17 protein-coding genes and 1 pseudogene are annotated in these 18,231 nt (G+C 64.4%); 9 read left to right on the top strand and 9 right to left on the bottom strand.

Going from position 1 to position 18,231, the window contains the following annotated elements; translation table 11 throughout:
- The first annotated feature begins 20 nt into the window (after positions 1-20).
- The 4 genes from kdsA (at position 21) to B3349_RS10770 (ending at position 3,465) form a co-directional block, all read left to right on the top strand.
- Entirely contained in the window at positions 21-878 is an 858-nt protein-coding gene (kdsA, locus tag B3349_RS10785) for a 3-deoxy-8-phosphooctulonate synthase (RefSeq protein WP_283339510.1), read from the top strand.
- A gap of 172 nt (positions 879-1,050) precedes the next feature.
- Positions 1,051-2,337, top strand: coding sequence for a phosphopyruvate hydratase (gene eno / locus B3349_RS10780; RefSeq protein ID WP_066539088.1), 1,287 nt, complete (start codon positions 1,051-1,053; stop codon positions 2,335-2,337).
- Positions 2,338-2,377: 40 nt separating this feature from the next.
- On the top strand, positions 2,378-2,656 hold the full coding sequence (locus B3349_RS10775; RefSeq protein WP_291588582.1) for an FtsB family cell division protein: 279 nt from the start codon (positions 2,378-2,380) through the stop codon (positions 2,654-2,656).
- Between the two features lie 236 nt (positions 2,657-2,892).
- Entirely contained in the window at positions 2,893-3,465 is a 573-nt protein-coding gene (locus B3349_RS10770; RefSeq protein WP_291588581.1) for a hypothetical protein, read from the top strand.
- Between the two features lie 230 nt (positions 3,466-3,695).
- Here B3349_RS10770 and hslO read toward each other — a convergent pair whose 3' ends face one another.
- Positions 3,696-4,691, bottom strand: coding sequence for an Hsp33 family molecular chaperone HslO (gene hslO / locus B3349_RS10765; protein ID WP_291588580.1), 996 nt, complete (start codon positions 4,689-4,691; stop codon positions 3,696-3,698).
- A gap of 31 nt (positions 4,692-4,722) precedes the next feature.
- Entirely contained in the window at positions 4,723-5,250 is a 528-nt protein-coding gene (locus B3349_RS10760) for a gamma carbonic anhydrase family protein (RefSeq protein ID WP_066539098.1), read from the bottom strand.
- A gap of 47 nt (positions 5,251-5,297) precedes the next feature.
- On the opposite strand from B3349_RS10760, the gene B3349_RS10755 reads away from it, so the two are divergent.
- Entirely contained in the window at positions 5,298-6,107 is an 810-nt protein-coding gene (locus B3349_RS10755; protein WP_291588579.1) for a ferritin-like domain-containing protein, read from the top strand.
- 87 nt (positions 6,108-6,194) lie between these two features.
- Positions 6,195-7,460, top strand: a complete 1,266-nt coding sequence (locus tag B3349_RS10750; RefSeq protein ID WP_291588578.1) for an EAL and HDOD domain-containing protein — start codon at positions 6,195-6,197, stop codon at positions 7,458-7,460.
- Positions 7,461-7,684: 224 nt separating this feature from the next.
- Here the strand turns inward: B3349_RS10750 and B3349_RS10745 are convergent, their stop codons facing one another.
- From B3349_RS10745 to B3349_RS10735, 3 genes are all read right to left on the bottom strand, one after another.
- Positions 7,685-8,665 carry a Bug family tripartite tricarboxylate transporter substrate binding protein gene (locus B3349_RS10745; RefSeq protein ID WP_291588577.1) on the bottom strand — a complete coding sequence of 327 codons (981 nt, stop codon included), beginning with the start codon at positions 8,663-8,665 and terminating at the stop codon, positions 7,685-7,687.
- A gap of 115 nt (positions 8,666-8,780) precedes the next feature.
- A complete protein-coding gene (xerD, locus tag B3349_RS10740; RefSeq protein ID WP_414646879.1) occupies positions 8,781-9,737 on the bottom strand; it encodes a site-specific tyrosine recombinase XerD in 957 nt (318 codons plus the stop codon).
- Between the two features lie 47 nt (positions 9,738-9,784).
- Positions 9,785-11,020: a CaiB/BaiF CoA transferase family protein gene (locus tag B3349_RS10735; RefSeq protein ID WP_291588576.1), complete on the bottom strand. Its 1,236-nt coding sequence runs from the start codon at positions 11,018-11,020 to the stop codon at positions 9,785-9,787.
- A gap of 430 nt (positions 11,021-11,450) precedes the next feature.
- Here B3349_RS10735 and B3349_RS10730 point away from each other — a divergent pair, with 430 nt between their 5' ends.
- The 3 genes and pseudogenes from B3349_RS10730 (at position 11,451) to B3349_RS10720 (ending at position 12,560) form a co-directional block, all read left to right on the top strand.
- On the top strand, positions 11,451-11,756 hold the full coding sequence (locus B3349_RS10730; RefSeq protein WP_066539105.1) for a winged helix-turn-helix transcriptional regulator: 306 nt from the start codon (positions 11,451-11,453) through the stop codon (positions 11,754-11,756).
- A 111-nt stretch (positions 11,757-11,867) separates the two neighbouring features.
- Positions 11,868-12,215, top strand: a pseudogene (locus B3349_RS10725) (FKBP-type peptidyl-prolyl cis-trans isomerase); the annotation flags it as partial.
- The gene (locus B3349_RS10720) at positions 12,207-12,560 is read left to right on the top strand and encodes an FKBP-type peptidyl-prolyl cis-trans isomerase (protein WP_225608792.1); all 354 of its coding nucleotides are present in this window, start codon (positions 12,207-12,209) and stop codon (positions 12,558-12,560) included. The pseudogene B3349_RS10725 and the gene B3349_RS10720, both read left to right, overlap by 9 nt.
- Positions 12,561-12,641: 81 nt before the next feature.
- On the opposite strand, the gene B3349_RS10715 is transcribed toward B3349_RS10720, so the two are convergent.
- From B3349_RS10715 to ppsA, 4 genes are all read right to left on the bottom strand, one after another.
- Positions 12,642-13,133, bottom strand: a complete 492-nt coding sequence (locus B3349_RS10715) for a hypothetical protein (protein WP_291588575.1) — start codon at positions 13,131-13,133, stop codon at positions 12,642-12,644.
- A gap of 182 nt (positions 13,134-13,315) precedes the next feature.
- Complete coding sequence (locus tag B3349_RS10710; protein ID WP_066539504.1) at positions 13,316-15,424, bottom strand: VC_2705 family sodium/solute symporter; 2,109 nt, start codon at positions 15,422-15,424, stop codon at positions 13,316-13,318.
- Complete coding sequence (locus tag B3349_RS10705) at positions 15,408-15,731, bottom strand: DUF4212 domain-containing protein (protein WP_066539111.1); 324 nt, start codon at positions 15,729-15,731, stop codon at positions 15,408-15,410. Before B3349_RS10705 ends, B3349_RS10710 begins: the two co-directional genes overlap by 17 nt.
- A 23-nt stretch (positions 15,732-15,754) precedes the next feature.
- The gene (ppsA, locus tag B3349_RS10700) at positions 15,755-18,145 is read right to left on the bottom strand and encodes a phosphoenolpyruvate synthase (protein WP_291588574.1); all 2,391 of its coding nucleotides are present in this window, start codon (positions 18,143-18,145) and stop codon (positions 15,755-15,757) included.
- Positions 18,146-18,231 lie beyond the last annotated feature (86 nt).

Genomic DNA, 18,231 nt, shown 5'->3' with positions numbered 1-18,231 from the left:
ATACGAAAAGGAAACCCGCCATGAAACTCTGCGGCTTCGACATTGGCCTGGACCAACGCTTTTTTCTGATCGCCGGACCCTGCGTGGTCGAGTCCGAGCAGTTGCAGATGGACGTGGCGGGTCAGCTCAAGGAAATCACCTCCTCCCTGGGCATCCATTTCCTGTTCAAGAGCAGCTTTGACAAGGCCAACCGCTCCTCGGGCACCAGCTTTCGCGGCCCGGGCATGGAAAAAGGCCTGGAAATCCTGGCCAAGGTGAAGAAGGAAATCGGCGTGCCGGTACTGACCGACGTGCACACCGTGGAAGAAGTGCCACATGTGGCGTCCGTCGTGGACATGCTGCAGACGCCCGCCTTCCTGTGCCGCCAGACCGACTTCATCCGCGCCGTGGCCCAATCGGGCAAGCCGGTCAATATCAAGAAGGGCCAGTTCCTGGCCCCGCACGATATGAAGAACGTTATCGACAAGGCCCGTGCCGCCGCCAAGGAAGCAGGCCTGCCCGAAGACAGCTTCACCGCCTGCGAACGCGGCGCCAGCTTTGGCTATAACAATCTGGTCAGCGACATGCGCTCTCTGGCCATCATGCGCGAGACCAATGCCCCCGTGGTGTTCGACGCCACGCACAGCGTGCAGCTGCCTGGCGGCAACGGCACCAGCAGCGGCGGCATGCGCGAGATGGTGCCTGTGCTGTCCCGTGCGGCCGTGGCCGTGGGTGTGGCCGGTCTCTTCATGGAAACCCACCCCGACCCCTGCAACGCCCTGTCGGACGGTCCCAACGCAGTGCCGCTCAAGCATATGAAGGCGCTGCTGGAAACCCTGGTGGCCTTGGACGATGTGACCAAGCGCAACGGTTTCCTGGAAAACGCCTTCGAAGCCTGAAGCAGCGCGTACCATGCACGCCATCCGGTAACGACACCCAAGCACGCCCCGCACGGCGTGCTTTTTCGTATCCAAAACACAGCAGTCTGTGCGTACCCGGACTGCTGTGTTGGCGGAGAATTCCGCCAAGTCCTCTGGGACACGAATTTGTAAAAACCTTCAAAGGAAGACCATGAGTGCAATCGTTGACATCGTAGGACGCGAAGTCCTGGACAGCCGCGGCAACCCCACCGTCGAATGCGACGTGCTGCTGGAATCCGGCGTGATGGGCCGCGCTGCGGTGCCGAGCGGCGCCTCCACCGGCTCGCGCGAAGCCATCGAACTGCGTGACGGCGACAAGAGCCGTTACCTGGGCAAGGGCGTGCTGAAGGCCGTGGAGCACATCAACACCGAAATCTCCGAGGCCGTGCTGGGCCTGGATGCTTCCGAACAGGCCTTCCTGGACAAGACCCTGATCGACCTGGACGGCACCGACAACAAGAGCCGCCTGGGCGCCAACGCCATGCTGGCGGTGTCCATGGCTGTGGCCCGCGCTGCCGCGGAAGAAGCCGGCCTGCCCCTGTACCGCTATTTCGGCGGCATGGGCGGCACGCAGCTGCCCGTGCCCATGATGAACGTGATCAACGGTGGTGCCCACGCCAACAACAGCCTGGACCTGCAAGAGTTCATGATCATCCCCGTGGGTGCGCCGACCTTCCGCGAAGCCGTGCGCTGGGGCGCCGAGGTCTTCCATGCGCTGAAGGCCATCATCCACCACAAGGGCATGTCCACGGCCGTGGGCGACGAAGGCGGTTTCGCGCCTTCCGTGGAAAACCACGAAGCGGCGATCCAGCTGATCATCGAAGCCATCGAGAATGCCGGCTACAAGCCCGGTGAACAGATCGCCCTGGGTCTGGACTGCGCAGCCTCCGAGTTCTACAAGGACGGCATGTACGTGCTGGCCGGCGAAGGCAATATGACGCTGACCTCCACCCAGTGGACCGACATGCTGGCGGGCTGGTGCGACAAGTACCCCATCGTCTCCATCGAAGACGGCATGCACGAAGGCGACTGGGATGGCTGGAAGATCCTGACCGAGCGTCTGGGCAAGAAGGTGCAGCTGGTGGGTGACGACCTGTTCGTGACCAACACCAAGATCCTGAAGGAAGGCATTGAAAAGCACATTGCCAATTCCATCCTGATCAAGATCAACCAGATCGGCACCCTGACCGAAACCTTCGCCGCCATCGAAATGGCCAAGCGTGCCGGTTACACCGCCGTGATCTCGCACCGCTCGGGCGAAACCGAAGACAGCACCATCGCTGACATCGCTGTCGGCCTGAATGCAGGTCAAATCAAGACCGGTTCCATGAGCCGTTCCGACCGTATCGCCAAGTACAACCAGCTGCTGCGTATCGAAGAAGACCTGGGCGATGTGGCCGAATACCCTGGCCGCGCTGCTTTCTACAATCTGCGCTGATCCGCAGCCCTTTCACTGAGTCGAGCGCCTTTCCCGCACCATGGTTCACCGCATTGTCACGCTGGTACTGCTGGCCATCCTGGCCATCGTCCACGCCCAGCTCTGGCTGGGCAGCTACAGCATGGACCATGTGCAGGAGATGCGCACCCAGATCGCGCAGATCAAGGCCGCCAACGAAGTGGCCCGGCTGGAGAACAACCGGCTGACCTCGGAAGTGTCGGACCTGCGCGAGGGCAAGGACATGGTGGAAGAGAAAGCCCGCAGCGAACTGGGCATGGTCAAACCCAACGAGATCTACGTACAGATCACCAAGCCCTGATCGCCGCAGGCGCGCACGGTCTCTGCGTGCTCCTTTCTGTAACGGCCTCTTGCGAGGCCGTTATCGTTTCTGCTCAGCGGTAACGAACGCACCAACATCTCTGTTTTCCATCAGACCCATGCCGTGCGGCGCAGCGCCTCCCACAGCTTCGACCTCTACACTGCATCCACCAATCACCCACCGGCAAAATCAGGTCCTGCCGCCCTCCCGGAAAACGCCTTTACACCACCCGCTCGATGCCCCCGTCTCCTGCCCCCCTCCCCCTGTCCACCGTGGCCGGCACGGCCAGCAGCCAGCCGCAGGCGCTGTGGCTACGTATGGTGCAGGCAGAAGCCGCAGCCATCGGGAGCACGCCATGCCCGCCCGACGGCGGTGTGCCATCGCGCGCTCCTGTGGATGCCCACCTGCTGGCGCATTGGACGGCACAGGTCCAGCGGCCCATGCCCACCGGCCAGGTGTTCTGGCTGCCGACACCGGCATCGGCGTGCGCGGCGGAACGCGCACTGGAACAGGCCTGCCGCCAGCAGCTGATGCGGGATGCAATGGATGGCACCACCTGCCTGCGGGTGCTCTACGGCGCCCCGGCACAGCAGCAGCGCGCACTGCTGGAATGTCTGCAGGCCTTGCCTACCCAGCAGACCGAAGCAGCCTCCCTGCACCGCGGTCCCGACGCGGCCAGCGCGCTGCAGCACGGCCATGCGCCCTATCTGCGTTGCAGGGAATGCGTGGACCCCGCCAGCGAGCAGCGCTTGTTCTCACGCCTGCTGGGTGACAACCAGAACCCTGGGAACGACACAGGACAGCCCTGAGCCCCGCCTGTGTGCCGCACCCGCACAGCAAATTCTATAAATAAAGCATCGCTGCCTGCGCCCATGGGCCACTGCCGCTGCAAGCCGCCACTGGCAGCACTGCAGCAGCACAAAGTGCCCGCTTGGCCCATACCCCACCCACAGCACGCACAAGAAAAAAGCCTTGCAAGCAAGGCTTTTTTCCGAGCGGGATCACCCGGCAGGACCGAGTCTGCCCGCAGGCAAGGCGCTTATTGCACCGCGTTGGAAGCCGGCGGCTGCGCCGCCGCATCGGCAAACAGCTGGGCCGCGTCCACCGCGTCAAAGTGGTATTGCTGGCCGCAGTAGTCGCAGCCCACTTCCACATTGCCGCGTTCGGCGACGATGCTGTCCACCTCGTCCTGACCCAAGGTCCGCAGCATGTTCTGCACGCGTTCGCGGCTGCAGGTGCAGGCAAAACGGGGGCCGGTTTCCTCGTCCTGCTGGGGGACAAAACGCAGCAGCTTTTCTTCCCAGAACAGCCGGTGCAGGATGGTGTCCACATCCAGCGTCAACAGCTCATCGCGCGTCAGGCTTGCCGCCAGATGGGCGATGCGGTTGTAGTCCTCGTTGAAACCGTTGCGGTCATCACCCTGGTCGGCACTTTCGGTGGCGCCGGCCAGGTTGGCCTCGCCCTTGACGGGCATGCGCTGGATCATCAGGCCGGCGGCCACTTCCTCGTTGGCCGCAAGCACGATGGTGGTATCGAGCTGCTCGGACTGCAGCATGTAGAACTGCAGCGCCTCCGACAGGCGGGCGAACTTCTTGCCATCCACATCCTGCAGCGGCACCACGCCCTGGTAGGGCTGCTGCCCAGGGCGACGGTCCTTGGGATCCAGGGTGATGGCGCAGCGGCCGCTGCCATGCGCATTTACCAGCTCGGCCAAGGTGGCGTCCGCCGGCACATCACCTTGTACATTGGCGGTGGCACGCAGCGTCAGGTCGGAATTCACATCCGCCACGACCAGCTTGACCGGGCCGTCCCCCATCACCTGCAGCACCAGCGCGCCATTGAACTTGATGTTCGATTGCATCAGCACGCCGGCCGCCGCCATTTCCCCCAGCAGCTCTCGCACCGGAGCGGCATAGGCCCCGGTTTCGGTGTTGCTGGCGCGGCGGCGCAGGATTTCCTGCCAGGCATCGGTGAGGCGCACGATCATGCCGCGCACCGGCTGGCCGTCAAAAAGGAATTTGTGCAGTTCAGACACGCTGTCTCATTTCTCAAAAAACGCCCGGCGTTTATCCGCCGAGCTTGCGCAGGCCTTTGTGAAAGCGCTGCGCGTTCAGTACATAGTGGCGTGCGCTTTGGCGCAGGCCTTCGATCTGTTCCGGGCTCAGCTGGCGCACCACCTTGGCGGGGCTGCCCAGAATCATGGAGCCATCGGGGAATTCCTTGCCTTCGGTGACCAGTGAGCCGGCCCCCACCAGGCAGTTCTTGCCGATTTTCGCCCCATTGAGCACCACGGCGCCGATGCCGATCAGCGATTCATCGCCAATCGTGCAGCCATGCAGCATCACCTGGTGGCCCACGGTGACATGCTGGCCGATGGTCAGCGGCGAGCCAAAATCGGCATGCAGCACGCTGGCGTCCTGGATATTGCTTCCCGCCCCGATGGTGATGCGGTCCGTGTCACCACGGACCACCGTTCCGAACCATATGCTGGCGTCTTCGCCCAATTCAACCTGGCCCATCACCTGGGCACTGTCGGCAACCCAGGCTGAAGGGGAAATCACCGGCGCCACGCCGTCCAACTCGTAAATTGCCATGGGGGACTGTCTCCGTTGGTTTTAGTGCGAAACCTAAAATTGTAAATATGGAGCTTCGCCACCGTGCATTGGAGGTCTTGCGCCTCACCGACCCTGAAGAAAAAGCGCTTGCTGTGCTTGACCTGCATGCACAGCAAGCTCACTATTCCATAGCAGCCGATATCCAGCTGCCGTCCGTGGACCCGGCCAGCCTGCCGGGCCGCCCCGAACGCCCGCTGCTGCGCCACCACACCGAAGTGGCGCGCCGCTCCCCGGCCACGCCCGAAGGGCGGGCCATCTTGATTCACGCCATCGCCCATATCGAATTCAACGCCATCAACCTGGCGCTGGACGCCATGTGGCGTTTTGCCGGCATGCCGTCCGACTACTACCGCGACTGGCTGCGCGTGGCCGCCGAGGAAGGCAAACACTTTCTGCTGCTGCGCGACCACCTGCGCCAGCACCACGGCCAGGACTACGGCGACCACCCTGCCCACCAGGGCATGTGGACCATGTGCGAGAAAACCTCGGACGACGTCACCGCCCGCATGGCTCTGGTGCCCCGCACGCTGGAAGCGCGCGGGCTGGACGCCACCCCGCAGATCCAGAACAAGCTGCGCAACACCCACGCCCCCGATGCCCTGGCGGCAGTGGCCATTCTGGACATCATCCTGCACGAAGAAGTGGGTCATGTCGCCATCGGCAACCACTGGTACCGCTGGTTGTGCGACAAACAGGGGCTGGATCCCGAAGCGCTGTACCACGAACTCACGGTACGCTACGAAGCCCCGCGCCTGCGGCCGCCGTTCAACACCAGCGCCCGCAAGCAGGCCGGCTTCACCGAAACCGAGCTGCTGTGGCTCCAGCAAATTGCTTGACCATGGACATCGACAAGCGCCGCCTGCCTGCGGCATGATCGCAGCCGCCTGCTGCACGTACTTCTGCCCTGCCACCATTCAAGCCCCATGTCACTGTCCACTTTGACTTCTGCCCCTCCTCCCACTGCGCAAGCAGCGCTCCCTGGCGCCATGATTGCGCGGCAGGCCATCGTGGACCAACAGGGCGAAGTCGTGGGCTACGAACTGTTCTGCCGCTCCCGTGCCCCCGCCAGTCTGGGCGTGGCCAACGATGTCAGCCTGATCTTTGCGGCCATGTCCCATGCCAGCGGTGACGATCCTGCTGTCACCAAACCCATTTTCGTGAAGTGCTCGCACGAAAGCATGGCCAGCGGCCAGCTGGAGCTGGTCAGCTCCGACAAGGTGGTGCTGGAGGTGGAGATGCTGGGCCATGTGGCCAGCAGCGAGGTGCTGGCCCGCCTGCCCATTCTGCAAGCGCTGCGCAACCGGGGCTTTCAGCTGGCGTTTGGCCACAAGGTGCTGGAATCGGCCTATGCCGCCTGGCTGCCACTGGCCGACTACATCAAGCTGGACCTGGGCGTGCTGCGTCCGGAACAGCTCGCCGTGCTGGTGGGCTATGCCCAGCGCCACACCAAGGCCCAGATCATTGCCGAGAAAGTGGAAAGTGCCCAGCACTACCACCTGCTGCAGGACATGGGCATCCGCCTGTTCCAGGGCTACTGGTTTGCCCGCCCCGCACTGGTGGAAGCCCGCCTGCTGGCACCGGCCCAGGCCAGCATCATCCAGCTGATCAACCTGCTGCGCCAGCAGGCGCACCCGGAAGCCATCGAGGCCGTGCTGAAGAAAGACGCCGGCCTGGCCTTCAATCTGATGCGGCTGATCAACTCGGCCGGGCTGGGCATGGCACGTGAGATCACTTCCTTCCGCCAGGCCGTCCTGATTCTGGGGCTGAAAAAGATGTTCCGCTGGGCCGCGCTGTTGCTGACGGCCTCCAAGTTCGGCAACCTGCCCTCGTCGGTGGGCCAGACCGCCGTGGTGCGCGGGCGCCTGATGGAGCTGCTGGCCCTGGAACTGCTGAGCGAGGACGAGGCCGACCAGGCCTTTGTGGTGGGCGTGTTCTCGCTGCTGGACGTGATGCTGAACATTCCCATGCAGGCCACGCTCAACCTGGTGAATGTGCCCGATGCCGTGGGAGCGGCCCTGCTGCGCAACGAAGGCGTTCTGGGCGAATTGCTGGAGCTGACGCGTGCCTGCGAGGATTGCAGCCCGCTGCTGCACGACCGCTCCACCACCTTGTCGCGGCTGAGCGATCCGCAGATCAATCTGGCGCACCTGCAGGCGCTGGCATGGACGGACAATCTGTCCACGACCTGAATCCAGCGTTCCCCATGGGGGGTGCAAGGTCCGCCCTGCATCCGTCGCTACGCACGGCGGCCGGCAACGACCGGTCCCGTTCACCAGCTCAGCGCCCGCCCCGTGCTGAAGCAGCTGCACGGAAAGCCGCTCATGCTCATACACGCTGTGGATGACGCACACGGCCATGAAAAAAGCACTGCCAGGCAGTGCTTTTTCGAGGGAGAAACGAACAATCGCTTCGCTTACTGCAGCGTGATGCTGGCGGCCTTGATGATCTTGGCGTTCTCCACCGATTCCGCTGCGATCTGCTTGGCAAAAGCCGCAGCCGTGCCGCCGGTCGGCACGTTGTCGCTGGCCTTCAGGCGCTGCTGGATATCGGGCTCGGCCAGCGCCTTGTTGATTTCGGCGTTCAGGCGGTCAAGCACCGTCTTGGGGGTGCCGGCCGGGGCAAAGATGCCGAACAGCGAGGTGCTGTTGGCCGCGGGATAACCCAACTCGGCCAGGGTAGGCACCTTGGGCAGCGAATCCAGGCGCTTGGGCGCACCCACAGCCAGCGGCGTCAAGCTGCCGCTCTTGATGTGGGGCATTACCGTGGGGCTGGCATTGGTGGACAGGATCTCGTACTGACCGCCCAGGCCGTCATTCATCTGCTGGCCGCCGCCCTTGTAGGGCACGTGGGTAATGTCCACCTTGGCCTGGTGGCGCACCTGCTCCAGCACGATATGGCCCAGCGATGCCAGACCGGCCGTGGCCCAGCGCACCACACCCGGGTCCTTGCGCGACTGCTCCATCAGCGCGGCAAAGCTGGCTGCCTTGTTGGCCTTGGTGCCCAGAATCAGAATGGGCGAGTACATGACACTGGCCACAGGCGCGATGTCCTTGAGCGGATCGAAGGCCATCTTGCCCAGGTGGGGGCTCAGCGCCAGCGGGCTGATGGACGAAAAGCCCAGGGTGTAACCATCGGCCGGCGACTTGGCCACCTGATCCAGACCGATCGCACCGCCGGCGCCGGCCTTGTTCTCGATCACCACGGTCTGGCCCAGCTGGGCAGACAGCTTGTCGCCCAGTGCGCGCGCCACGTTGTCGCTCACGCCGCCAGCGGGGTAGGACACCACCATGCGGATGGGCTTGGTCGGCCAGGCTTCAGCGGCCACAGACAAGGCAGGTACGGTGGCTGTGAGCACAGCCGCAGCCAGCAGACCACGGCGCAGGGAATCAGTCATGGAAACTCCGGATTGCAAAAACCTTGCAATTTTCTTTCAAACTGTAAAACCGCTTATGCGGGTTTAGTAATTCTTCAAGCCACGGCAGGGGGCACCGGCCGGTACCGCCCGGCGCTCACCCCCGCGGGTGGTGCGTGGCATGCAACTGCCGCAGGCGCTCGCGCGCCACATGGGTGTAGATGGTGGTGGTGGAAATATCCGCATGGCCCAGCAGCATCTGCACCACGCGCAGGTCTGCGCCGTGGTTGAGCAAATGGGTGGCAAAGGCATGGCGCAGCGTGTGCGGCGACAGCGGCGCCATGATGCCGGCGATGGCCGCATACTTTTTCACCAGCGTCCAGAACATCACCCGCGTCATGCCGCTGCCGCGCCGGGTGACAAACACCGCATCGCTGTGCTGACCGGCCAGCAGCTCGGCACGCCCCTGCGCCAGGTACTGCTCCAGCCAATGCTGGGCCTCCTGGCCAAACGGCACCAGCCGTTCCTTGCTGCCCTTGCCCATCACCCGCAGCACACCGGCCCTCAGGTCGATGTGGAACAGCGGCAGGCCCACCAACTCGCTCACCCGCAGGCCGCAGGCATACAGCAGCTCCAGCATGGCCCGGTCGCGCAAGCCCAGCGGGTTGCCCAGGTCCGGAGCCTGCAGCAGGCGCTCCACCTGTTCGGCCGTCAGGGTGTGTGGCACTCGCTGCGGCTGCTTGGCCGGCTGCAGGCGTACCACCGGGTCCTGGTGGATGCGCGCTTCACGCAACGCCCACTGGAAATAGCGGCGCAACACGCTCAGGCAGCGGTTGGCCGAAGTGGCCTTGCTGCGCAGATCCAGACGGTGCGCCAGATAGGCCTGCAGGTGTTCTTCGGCGGAAGCATCCAGGGACACCCCGGGAAAAGCCTGCTGCAGCCAGCGCAGGTACTGCGTCAAATCCCGGCGGTACGCCTGCAGGCTGTTGTCTGCCAGGCCATCTTCCAGCCACAGTGCTTCGACAAAGGCATCCACCGCGGCCTGGCTGGCGGCATCCAGGCCGTCGCCACCCGCATTGCCGGTGTCTGCTTGCGCTGTTCTCGCTTCCGTCATGGGCCGTTCACTCCTGGAACGCCATTGTGCAGCCGCCCCGGCGCCACTCAGGCGACGGCACCGGTGGATTGCAGCTGCGCAATCTCGTCCGCCCCATACCCCAGCCCCTGCAGCAGCACCGCCGTGTGTTCCCCCACGGCAGGCGGGCTGCAGCGCACCGGCAGGCGCTGGCCGTCCATGCGCAGCGGCAGCAGCGTGGTGCGTACCGTATGACCGGCGCGTTCGCCGTCGGTCAGCACCACGTCCGCCAGGCAGCCCGTGGCATTCAGGTGCGGGTCGTCGAACAGTTGTTCCGGCCGGGAGATCGGAGCGAACGGCAACTGGTGCTGCTCGAAGATGGCCGCCAATGCGGCCGCCGTATGCTGGGCCAGCCGCTCGCGCAGCACCGGCATCATCGTGGAGCGGGCGCGCACGCGGTCATTGTTGGCCTGCAGCTGCGGATCGTTCTTCAGATCGGCATAGCCCATGGCATCGCAGAAGGTGCGCCACTGGGCATCGCTGACGGCGGCCAGAAAGATCTGCTCCCCATCCTGGGCGGTGAACACGTCGTACATGGCCCAGGACGAAATGCGGTCCGGCATGGGGGCCGCCGCCTGTCCCGTCACAGCGTACTGCATCATGTGCTGACCGACCAGAAAGACATTGTTCTCGAACAGGGCGGAGTCGATCTCCTGGCCCTTGCCCGTCTGGGCGCGCTGCATCAGCGCTGCCATGGCACCAATGGCACCGAACATGCCGCCCATGATGTCGTTCACGCTGGTGCCAGCACGCAGCGGGTCGCCCGGGCGGCCCGTCATATAGGCCAGACCGCCCATCATCTGCACCACCTCGTCCAGCGCCGTGCGATGCTCGTAGGGCCCCGGCAGAAAGCCGGTGTGGTTCACATAGATCAGTCCCGGATTCAGCTGGCTCAGCGTGGCGTAGTCCAGCCCGTACTTCTTCATTACCCCGGGTTTGAAGTTCTGCAGCACCACATCGGCCGATGCCGCCAGCCGGATGGCCGCCTGCAGGCCTTCGGCACTGCGCAGGTCAATGGCAATGCTCTTCTTGTTGCGGTTGAACATGGGGAAAAAGCCCGCCCCAGCACCCAGCAGATGGCGCGTGCGGTCGCCTTCCACCGGCTCCACCTTGATCACCTCCGCCCCCAGGTCGGCCAGCACCATGCCGCACGAGGGCCCCATCACCATGTGGGAAAACTCCACCACGCGCAGGCCTTGCAAAGGCAGGGGCCGGTCGGCAGCCGCCGCAGCGGTGTCCAGCGAAATATCAGAAGAAGAAGCCATGAAGTACCAGCCAAAATCCACAAAACGGGCGCGCCACCGACCGAAGGCAGGTCCGTCGCGCCTGCGGCCCACACCCCCATGCCCACGGACTCTGGGAGCACGCCCGCAACCAGTGCCCCATTGTAGGAAGCGCCTGCAGCAGCCGGCCCCGGCATTTGGGAAGCCGCCGCATCCCCAAACGCGCGCACCCTGCAAGGGCACTGGAGCGCACCCGCGTGTCCGACAAACACCCGACGTCTCCAGCGGACGTGGCCCGGCTGCAACACTTGCGGCATTTTTGAGCCATTTCTGACCCGTTTGCCTGATTGCTCTACGTATAGAGCTACCAAACTTGTAGCAGAATGCGATCCACGCTATATTCATTCCGACTTGGTACGGGAAAGCCGCTGCCCCAGTCCTCCATCAACGACATGCGCAAGGAGAAGCGTCTATGAGCTCCAAGGAAAACGCCGCCATCAACCAGCTGTTCGAAAAGCTGGAATGCCGTTATGCACTCCGCGTGCTGTGGGCTTTGCGCGACGGACACCCACAGACCTTCCGCTTGCTGCAGGACAGCGTGGGGGGCATCACCCCGAACACGCTGAACACCCGCATCAAGGAGCTGCGCGAATGTGGTCTGCTGGAGCACGGCAGCGACGGTTACACCGTCACCACCCAGGGCCATGACCTGCTCAAGCGCCTCAGCGATGTGCAGGCTTTTGCCACACGCTGGGCAGCCGCGCGCGCCAAGAAGTAAGCTGTCGCACCTTTCGCATCTGGCGCACCGAAAGTGCGTACAGGTATGCATCAGGCCCGGGGCATGCCCTGCAGGCCTGATTTCTTTATTGACGATCTCCAAGGACACCCCATGGCCCTGACCACCACCGCCTCCGGCCTGCAGTATGAAGACACCGTTGTGGGCGAAGGCGCCGAAGCCATCAGCGGCGCTGACGTCAAGGTGCACTACACCGGCTGGCTCTACAACAACGGCGAACAAGGCGCCAAGTTCGACTCCAGCAAGGACCGCCGCGAGCCGTTCGAGTTCTCCCTGGACGAAGGCATGGTCATCCGCGGCTGGGATGAAGGCGTGCAAGGCATGAAGGTGGGCGGCAAGCGCACCCTGATCATCCCCGCAGAACTCGGCTACGGCGAGCGCGGCGCCGGCGGCGTGATCCCTCCCAATGCCACCCTGAAGTTCGACGTGGAGCTGCTGTCCACCAAGGCCGCACCGGTGCTCCAGATCGAAGACACCGTCGTGGGTGACGGTGCCGAAGCCACACGCGGCAAGCGCGTAACGGTGCACTACACCGGCTGGCTCTACAACAATGGCGAACAAGGCGCCAAGTTCGACTCCAGCCTGGACCGCAACGACCCCTTCGTCTTCCAGCTGGGTGCCGGCATGGTCATCAAGGGCTGGGACAAGGGCGTGCAAGGCATGAAGGTGGGCGGCAAGCGCACCCTGATCATCCCCTCGGAAATGGGCTATGGCGCCCGTGGCGCGGGTGGCGTGATCCCTCCCCATGCCACGCTGCGCTTCGAAGTGGAACTGCTGGCAGTCTGACTCGCCCGGCCCGGATCGCTCCAGGCGGTCCAGACAAGAAAAGGCGCCTTTGGGCGCCTTTTTTGCATCCTGTAACCCAAGCTACCACGACGCACGCGAGGGCGGCACAACCTTCTCCTGCACATCGCCAAACAGCACCAGCTCCAGCACTGCGGCCCGCGCGGACCCCACGGCATCGCGGATCCGTGGCACCAGCGACGCCAGCTGCTGGTAGTCGGTGGCAGACTCAATGGCCAACAGCAGACGCAAGCCCCGCAGCCCCAGCCCCGTGGTCAGCTGCCGCGCCCAGCGGTAGCCTTCCACATACCGCGCATGCTCCAGCGCCAGGCTGGCCGTGCGCTCATCCATGGCGGAGGCCGCCGTTTCCTGCTGCGTCCCGGCCCGCAACCACCCCAGCTCCAGCAAGGTGCGCACATCTTCGGACGTCGCGCCCAGACCGGCCGTGGCACTCAATACCTGGCCCATGCTGCGCTGCCCGTCACACAGCATGAAGACGGTGTGCATGCTGGGCGTGAACAGGGCGTCCTGTACGGCCAGGGCCTGCCGGCCGGTTGAAGTGGGAACCAAGATCATGCTGCCCTCCTGGGATGGTGCCCATGAAACCAAGCCCTTGCGGCATCCGCTACGGGATGCGCAGTGACTGGCATGCAGCTTCCCACGCCCGACCCCTTTCGCAAAGGGGCAATGCAGCAGGTGTTGCGGCACATCAAATCCCGCGTGCAGGCAGTTCCAACCACCGGCGCACCCGCGCCGTCTCACAAGGGTCCGTAGGGGCGTGGTACAGGTGCACGGGTACGCGTCAGCCAACTCACACCCCATGCCAGCAGCAGCCCGGCCGGCACGCCGAACACCCCGGCCGAGACGGGCTGGATGCCGAACCACAGCCCATCAGCCAGCAGCACATGGGGCAGCCACGCCTTCACCAGCGACGCGTGCGAAAGCATGTAGTACAGCGCCACCACCAGCCCGCCCAGCATGCCTGCCAAGGCGCCCTGGCGGGTGGTGCCGCGCCAGAAAATGCCCAGCACCATCACCGGTACAAAAGCCGAGGCCGCCAGCGAGAACGAGGCCGTCACCATGGGCAGAATGTCCGAAGAACGCCGGCCGGCCACAAACGCTGCCGCCAGCGCCACCGCCAGCAGCGCGAACTTGGACAGGATCACCCGCTGCTCCGGCACCATGCGCCGCGGCCGGGCATGGAAATACAAGTCCCGCACCAGCGCATTGCTGATGGCCAGCAGCAAACCGTCGGCCGTGGACAGCGCCGCCGCCAGCCCCCCGGCGGCCACCAGCCCCGACACCACGAAAGGCAGTCCCGCAATCTCCGGCGTGGCCAGCATGATCAGATCAGCACCCAGACGGATTTCGCCAAACTGCACGCGGCCATCGCCATTCATGTCTTCCACCGACAGCAGCGATGCATCCACCCGTGCCCATTGCCCCATCCAGGCCGGCAATTCATCGAACCGCACGCCCACCAGATTGTTCATCACCTCGTACTTCACCAGCGCCGCCAGCGCCGGTGCCGTCAGGTACAGCAGACCGATGAAGAACAGGGTCCATGCCACCGAGGTGCGTGCCCCCGACACCGACGGCGCCGTGTAGTAGCGGGTCAGCAGATGCGGCAGGCCGGCCGTGCCCACCATCAGGCAGAACATCAGGGCCAGAAAGTTGATGCGTGCATCCTGGTATTCCGCCTGCTGCGCCGGTGTGCCGTCCGGGTCGCCGGTGAACGGCTGGCTGTGCCGCGGCAGGCCGCCCAGCGGCTTGGCGCGTTCCAGGTTCTCCGCCACCTCCCGCGTCCAGCGCTCCCGGGCCTGATCCGCATCGCGCGGCAAGGCGGCGTACTCGCGGCTGGCCATCACGATGTCGCTCAACTCCCCGCGCTCGGCCCGCAGAATGCGCAGGCGTTCCGCCAGCTGCGCGCGCTCCAGGTCCAGCGACTGGGGCAGCGCCGCCAGCTTGCGCTGCAGCAACTCGGCACGGCGCAGGTAGGCATCCTGCACCTCCTGCTCGGCCGACGATTCCAGCAACTGCTCTTCCAGCACCGCAATCTTGCCCAGCTGCGCACCGTAGGCCACGGCCGCCACCGGGTTGCCCAGCTGTTTGTAGGCCAGCCAGGACACCGGAATCAGAAAGGCCAGCAGGATCACCACATACTGCGCCACCTGGGTCCAGGTGATGGCCCGCATGCCCCCCAGGAAGGAGCACAGCAGCACCCCGCCCAGGCCCAGCATGATGCCGATCTCGAACTGCACCCCCGTCAGCCGCGACGCAATCAGGCCCACACCATAGATCTGCGCCACCACATAGGTGAAGGAGCAGACCACCGTGGCCAGCGCCGCCAGAATGCGCGGCCAGCGCCCGCCAAAACGCACCTGGAAGAAGTCCGGCACCGTGTACAGCCGCATGGCGCGCAGATGGGGGGCAATCAGCATGGCCACTAGGCAAAAGCCGCCCGTCCAGCCCAGCAGATAGGCCAGGCCGCCGGGTTGCCCCGGGGTCCCGCCAAAGCCCTGCAGGTACAGCGCACCCGACAGGCTGATGAAGGAGGCGGCACTCATCCAGTCGGCCGCAGCCGCCATGCCGTTGTACATGGGCGGAATGCGCCGCCCGGCCACGTAATAGTCTTCCGGGTTGCTGGTGCGGGCGTAGACGCCGATGCCCGCATACACCATCACCGTGGTGAACAGGAAGATGGGGCCGATCCAGTGCCGTGCCAGGCCCTGCTCTTCGGCCCAGACCATGGTGCCCAGAAATGCCAGCACCCCCAGCACATACAGCGCCAGCATGCGGTGCAGGCGCCAAAGATAGCTGGAGGGGATGGTGGTGGAAGCGAAATCGGAATTACTGGGGCCGGCCATGGCGTGCCGCCTGGGCGCGGCGGCGCGCAGCGTCATTGCGTTCAAACTGATCCATGGCGACACAGTAAACGAGCACCAGGACAATGAACATCAGGACTGCCCCTTGGGCGGCCATCCAATACCCCAGCGGCCAGCCTTCGGCCCAGGCCTGCAGCTCGCGCGCGTAAAAGCAGGCCCCAAACGACACCACCACCCAGACCGCCAGCAACAATGCCTTGAGCCACAGGTGGTGGATATCGTGCAGGTCGGGGGCAAACGTGCCCCCGCCGGCGACCGGTGCTTCATGCGGAAGATCGTCCCGATTCACAAAGCACCTGTGCTGTGCAAGCTTCAGCTTGCCAGACGCTGCCAGGTTGCCACCACGCTGTCAGGGTTCAGCGAGATGGAGGCAATGCCCTGGTCCGCCAGCCACTTGGCGAAGTCGGGGTGATCCGAAGGGCCCTGGCCGCAGATGCCCACGTACTTGTTCTGTGCCAGGCAGGCCTGGATGGCGCGCTCCAGCATCTTCTTGACGGCGGGGTCACGCTCGTCGAAGTCGGCAGCCAGCAGTTCCAGACCGGAGTCGCGGTCCAGACCCAGGGTCAGCTGGGTCAGGTCGTTGGAGCCGATCGAGAAGCCGTCGAAGTATTCCAGGAACTCGTCGGCCAGGATGGCGTTCGAGGGCACTTCACACATCATGATCAGCTGCAGGCCGTTCTCGCCGCGCTTCAGGCCGTTTTCCGCCAGCAGCTCGGTCACGCGCTTGGCCTGGCCCAGCGTGCGCACGAAGGGGATCATGACCTTGACATTGGTCAGACCCATGTCTTCACGCACACGGCGCAGGGCTTCGCATTCCATGCGGAAGGCTTCACCGAAATCGGCCGAGATGTAGCGCGCAGCACCGCGGAAGCCCAGCATGGGGTTCTCTTCCTCGGGTTCGTAGCGGCTGCCACCGATCAGCTTGCGGTACTCGTTGGACTTGAAGTCCGACATGCGCACGATCACGGGCTTGGGGTAGAAAGCCGCAGCGATCGTGGCCACGCCTTCGGCCACCTTGTCCACATAGAAGGCACGGGGCGATGCATGGCCACGGGCCACGGATTCCACGGCCTTCTTCAGGTCGGAGTCCACCGCGGGGTAGTCCAGGATGGCCTTGGGGTGCACACCGATGTTGTTGTTGATGATGAATTCCAGGCGGGCCAGACCCACGCCTTCGTTGGGCAGCTGGGCAAAGTCGAAGGCCAGCTGGGGGTTGCCCACGTTCATCATGATCTTGGTCTTGATCTCGGGCATGGCGCCACGGGTGACTTCGGTCACTTCCGTCTCGATCAGGCCGTCATAGATCTTGCCGGTATCGCCTTCGGCGCAGGACACGGTCACCAGGGTGCCGTTCTTCAGCAACTCGGTGGCGTCACCGCAGCCCACCACGGCAGGGATACCCAGTTCACGCGCAATGATGGCGGCGTGGCAGGTACGGCCACCGCGGTTGGTGACGATGGCGGCGGCCTTCTTCATCACCGGCTCCCAGTTGGGGTCGGTCATGTCGGTCACCAGCACGTCGCCGGCCTGCACCTGGTCCATCTGCGAGATGTCGGACACCAGACGCACCGGGCCGGTACCGATCTTCTGACCGATGGCGCGGCCTTCGGCCAGCACCGTGCCGGTACCCTTGAGCTTGTAGCGCAGTTCGGCCTGGCCCTTGGCCTGGCTCTTCACGGTCTCGGGACGGGCCTGCAGGATGTAGAGCTTGCCGTCGGTACCGTCCTTGCCCCACTCGATGTCCATGGGACGGCCGTAGTGCTGTTCGATCACCAGCGCGTACTTGGCCAGTTCCTGCACGTCGGCGTCGGTCAGCGAGTAGCGGTTGCGCAGCTCGGTGGCCACATCGGTGGTCTTGACCAGCTTGCCGGAAGCGGCCTTCTCTTCGGCGGAAGAGAACACCATCTGGATCAGCTTGGAGCCCAGATTGCGGCGGATCAGCGCGTTCTTGCCGGCCTGGAGCATGGGCTTGTGCACATAGAACTCGTCGGGGTTCACGGCGCCTTGCACCACGGTTTCGCCCAGGCCATAGCTGGAAGTGATGAACACCACTTCTTCAAAGCCGGATTCGGTGTCGATGGTGAACATCACACCGGCAGCGCCCAGGTCGGAGCGCACCATGCGTTGCACGCCGGCGGACAGGGCCACCACGTCGTGGGCAAAGCCCTTGTGCACGCGATAGGAAATGGCGCGGTCGTTGTACAGCGACGCGAACACTTCCTTCATCTTGTGCAGCACGTCTTCGATGCCCATCACGTTCAGGAAGGTTTCCTGCTGACCGGCAAACGAAGCATCGGGCAGGTCTTCTGCCGTGGCAGAGGAGCGCACGGCGAACGAAGCGGCTTCGTTGCCGCCTTGCAGCGTGATGAAGGCCGCGCGGATGGCGGCTTCCAGATCGGCCGGGAAGGGCTGGTTCTCGACCAGAGCGCGGATTTCGGCACCCACGGCGGCCAGGGCGCGGACATCGTCCACATCCAGAGCGGCCAGCTTGGCGGAAATCTTGTCGGCCAGGCCTTCATAGGCCAGGAAGTTGCGGAAGGCGTGGGCCGTGGTGGCGAAGCCGGTGGGCACGCGCACGCCCTGGGGCAGCTGGGAAATCATCTCGCCCAGCGAGGCGTTCTTGCCGCCGACGACTTCAACGTCGTCCATACGCAGGTTTTCGAACGGAATGACCAGAGCGGTCGCCTCAAAACGTTCAGACATGGGAAGCTCCAAAGTTAAAAACCGGCTCAGCCCAGGCCCTGCTTTTCAGGCCTGCAGCCATCCCCCCACATCTGGCAGAACACACT

The organism is Comamonas sp. UBA7528 (assembly GCF_002479375.1).
Taxonomy (GTDB): domain Bacteria; phylum Pseudomonadota; class Gammaproteobacteria; order Burkholderiales; family Burkholderiaceae_C; genus Comamonas.
This window is presented reverse-complemented; position numbering and strand designations above follow the sequence as displayed.

What these genes read in the sequence shown, in the direction of transcription:
- B3349_RS10745 (WP_291588577.1), bottom strand. Translation starts at nt 8,665, where the DNA reads ATGACTGATTCCCTGCGCCGTGGTCTGCTGGCTGCGGCTGTGCTCACA.
- B3349_RS10755 (WP_291588579.1), top strand. Translation starts at nt 5,298, where the DNA reads ATGGAGCTTCGCCACCGTGCATTGGAGGTCTTGCGCCTCACCGACCCT.
- kdsA (WP_283339510.1), top strand. Translation starts at nt 21, where the DNA reads ATGAAACTCTGCGGCTTCGACATTGGCCTGGACCAACGCTTTTTTCTG.
- B3349_RS10730 (WP_066539105.1), top strand. Translation starts at nt 11,451, where the DNA reads ATGAGCTCCAAGGAAAACGCCGCCATCAACCAGCTGTTCGAAAAGCTG.
- xerD (WP_414646879.1), bottom strand. Translation starts at nt 9,737, where the DNA reads ATGACGGAAGCGAGAACAGCGCAAGCAGACACCGGCAATGCGGGTGGC.
- B3349_RS10750 (WP_291588578.1), top strand. Translation starts at nt 6,195, where the DNA reads ATGTCACTGTCCACTTTGACTTCTGCCCCTCCTCCCACTGCGCAAGCA.
- ppsA (WP_291588574.1), bottom strand. Translation starts at nt 18,145, where the DNA reads ATGTCTGAACGTTTTGAGGCGACCGCTCTGGTCATTCCGTTCGAAAAC.
- B3349_RS10770 (WP_291588581.1), top strand. Translation starts at nt 2,893, where the DNA reads ATGCCCCCGTCTCCTGCCCCCCTCCCCCTGTCCACCGTGGCCGGCACG.
- B3349_RS10715 (WP_291588575.1), bottom strand. Translation starts at nt 13,133, where the DNA reads ATGATCTTGGTTCCCACTTCAACCGGCCGGCAGGCCCTGGCCGTACAG.
- B3349_RS10760 (WP_066539098.1), bottom strand. Translation starts at nt 5,250, where the DNA reads ATGGCAATTTACGAGTTGGACGGCGTGGCGCCGGTGATTTCCCCTTCA.
- B3349_RS10775 (WP_291588582.1), top strand. Translation starts at nt 2,378, where the DNA reads ATGGTTCACCGCATTGTCACGCTGGTACTGCTGGCCATCCTGGCCATC.
- eno (WP_066539088.1), top strand. Translation starts at nt 1,051, where the DNA reads ATGAGTGCAATCGTTGACATCGTAGGACGCGAAGTCCTGGACAGCCGC.
- B3349_RS10710 (WP_066539504.1), bottom strand. Translation starts at nt 15,424, where the DNA reads ATGGCCGGCCCCAGTAATTCCGATTTCGCTTCCACCACCATCCCCTCC.
- B3349_RS10735 (WP_291588576.1), bottom strand. Translation starts at nt 11,020, where the DNA reads ATGGCTTCTTCTTCTGATATTTCGCTGGACACCGCTGCGGCGGCTGCC.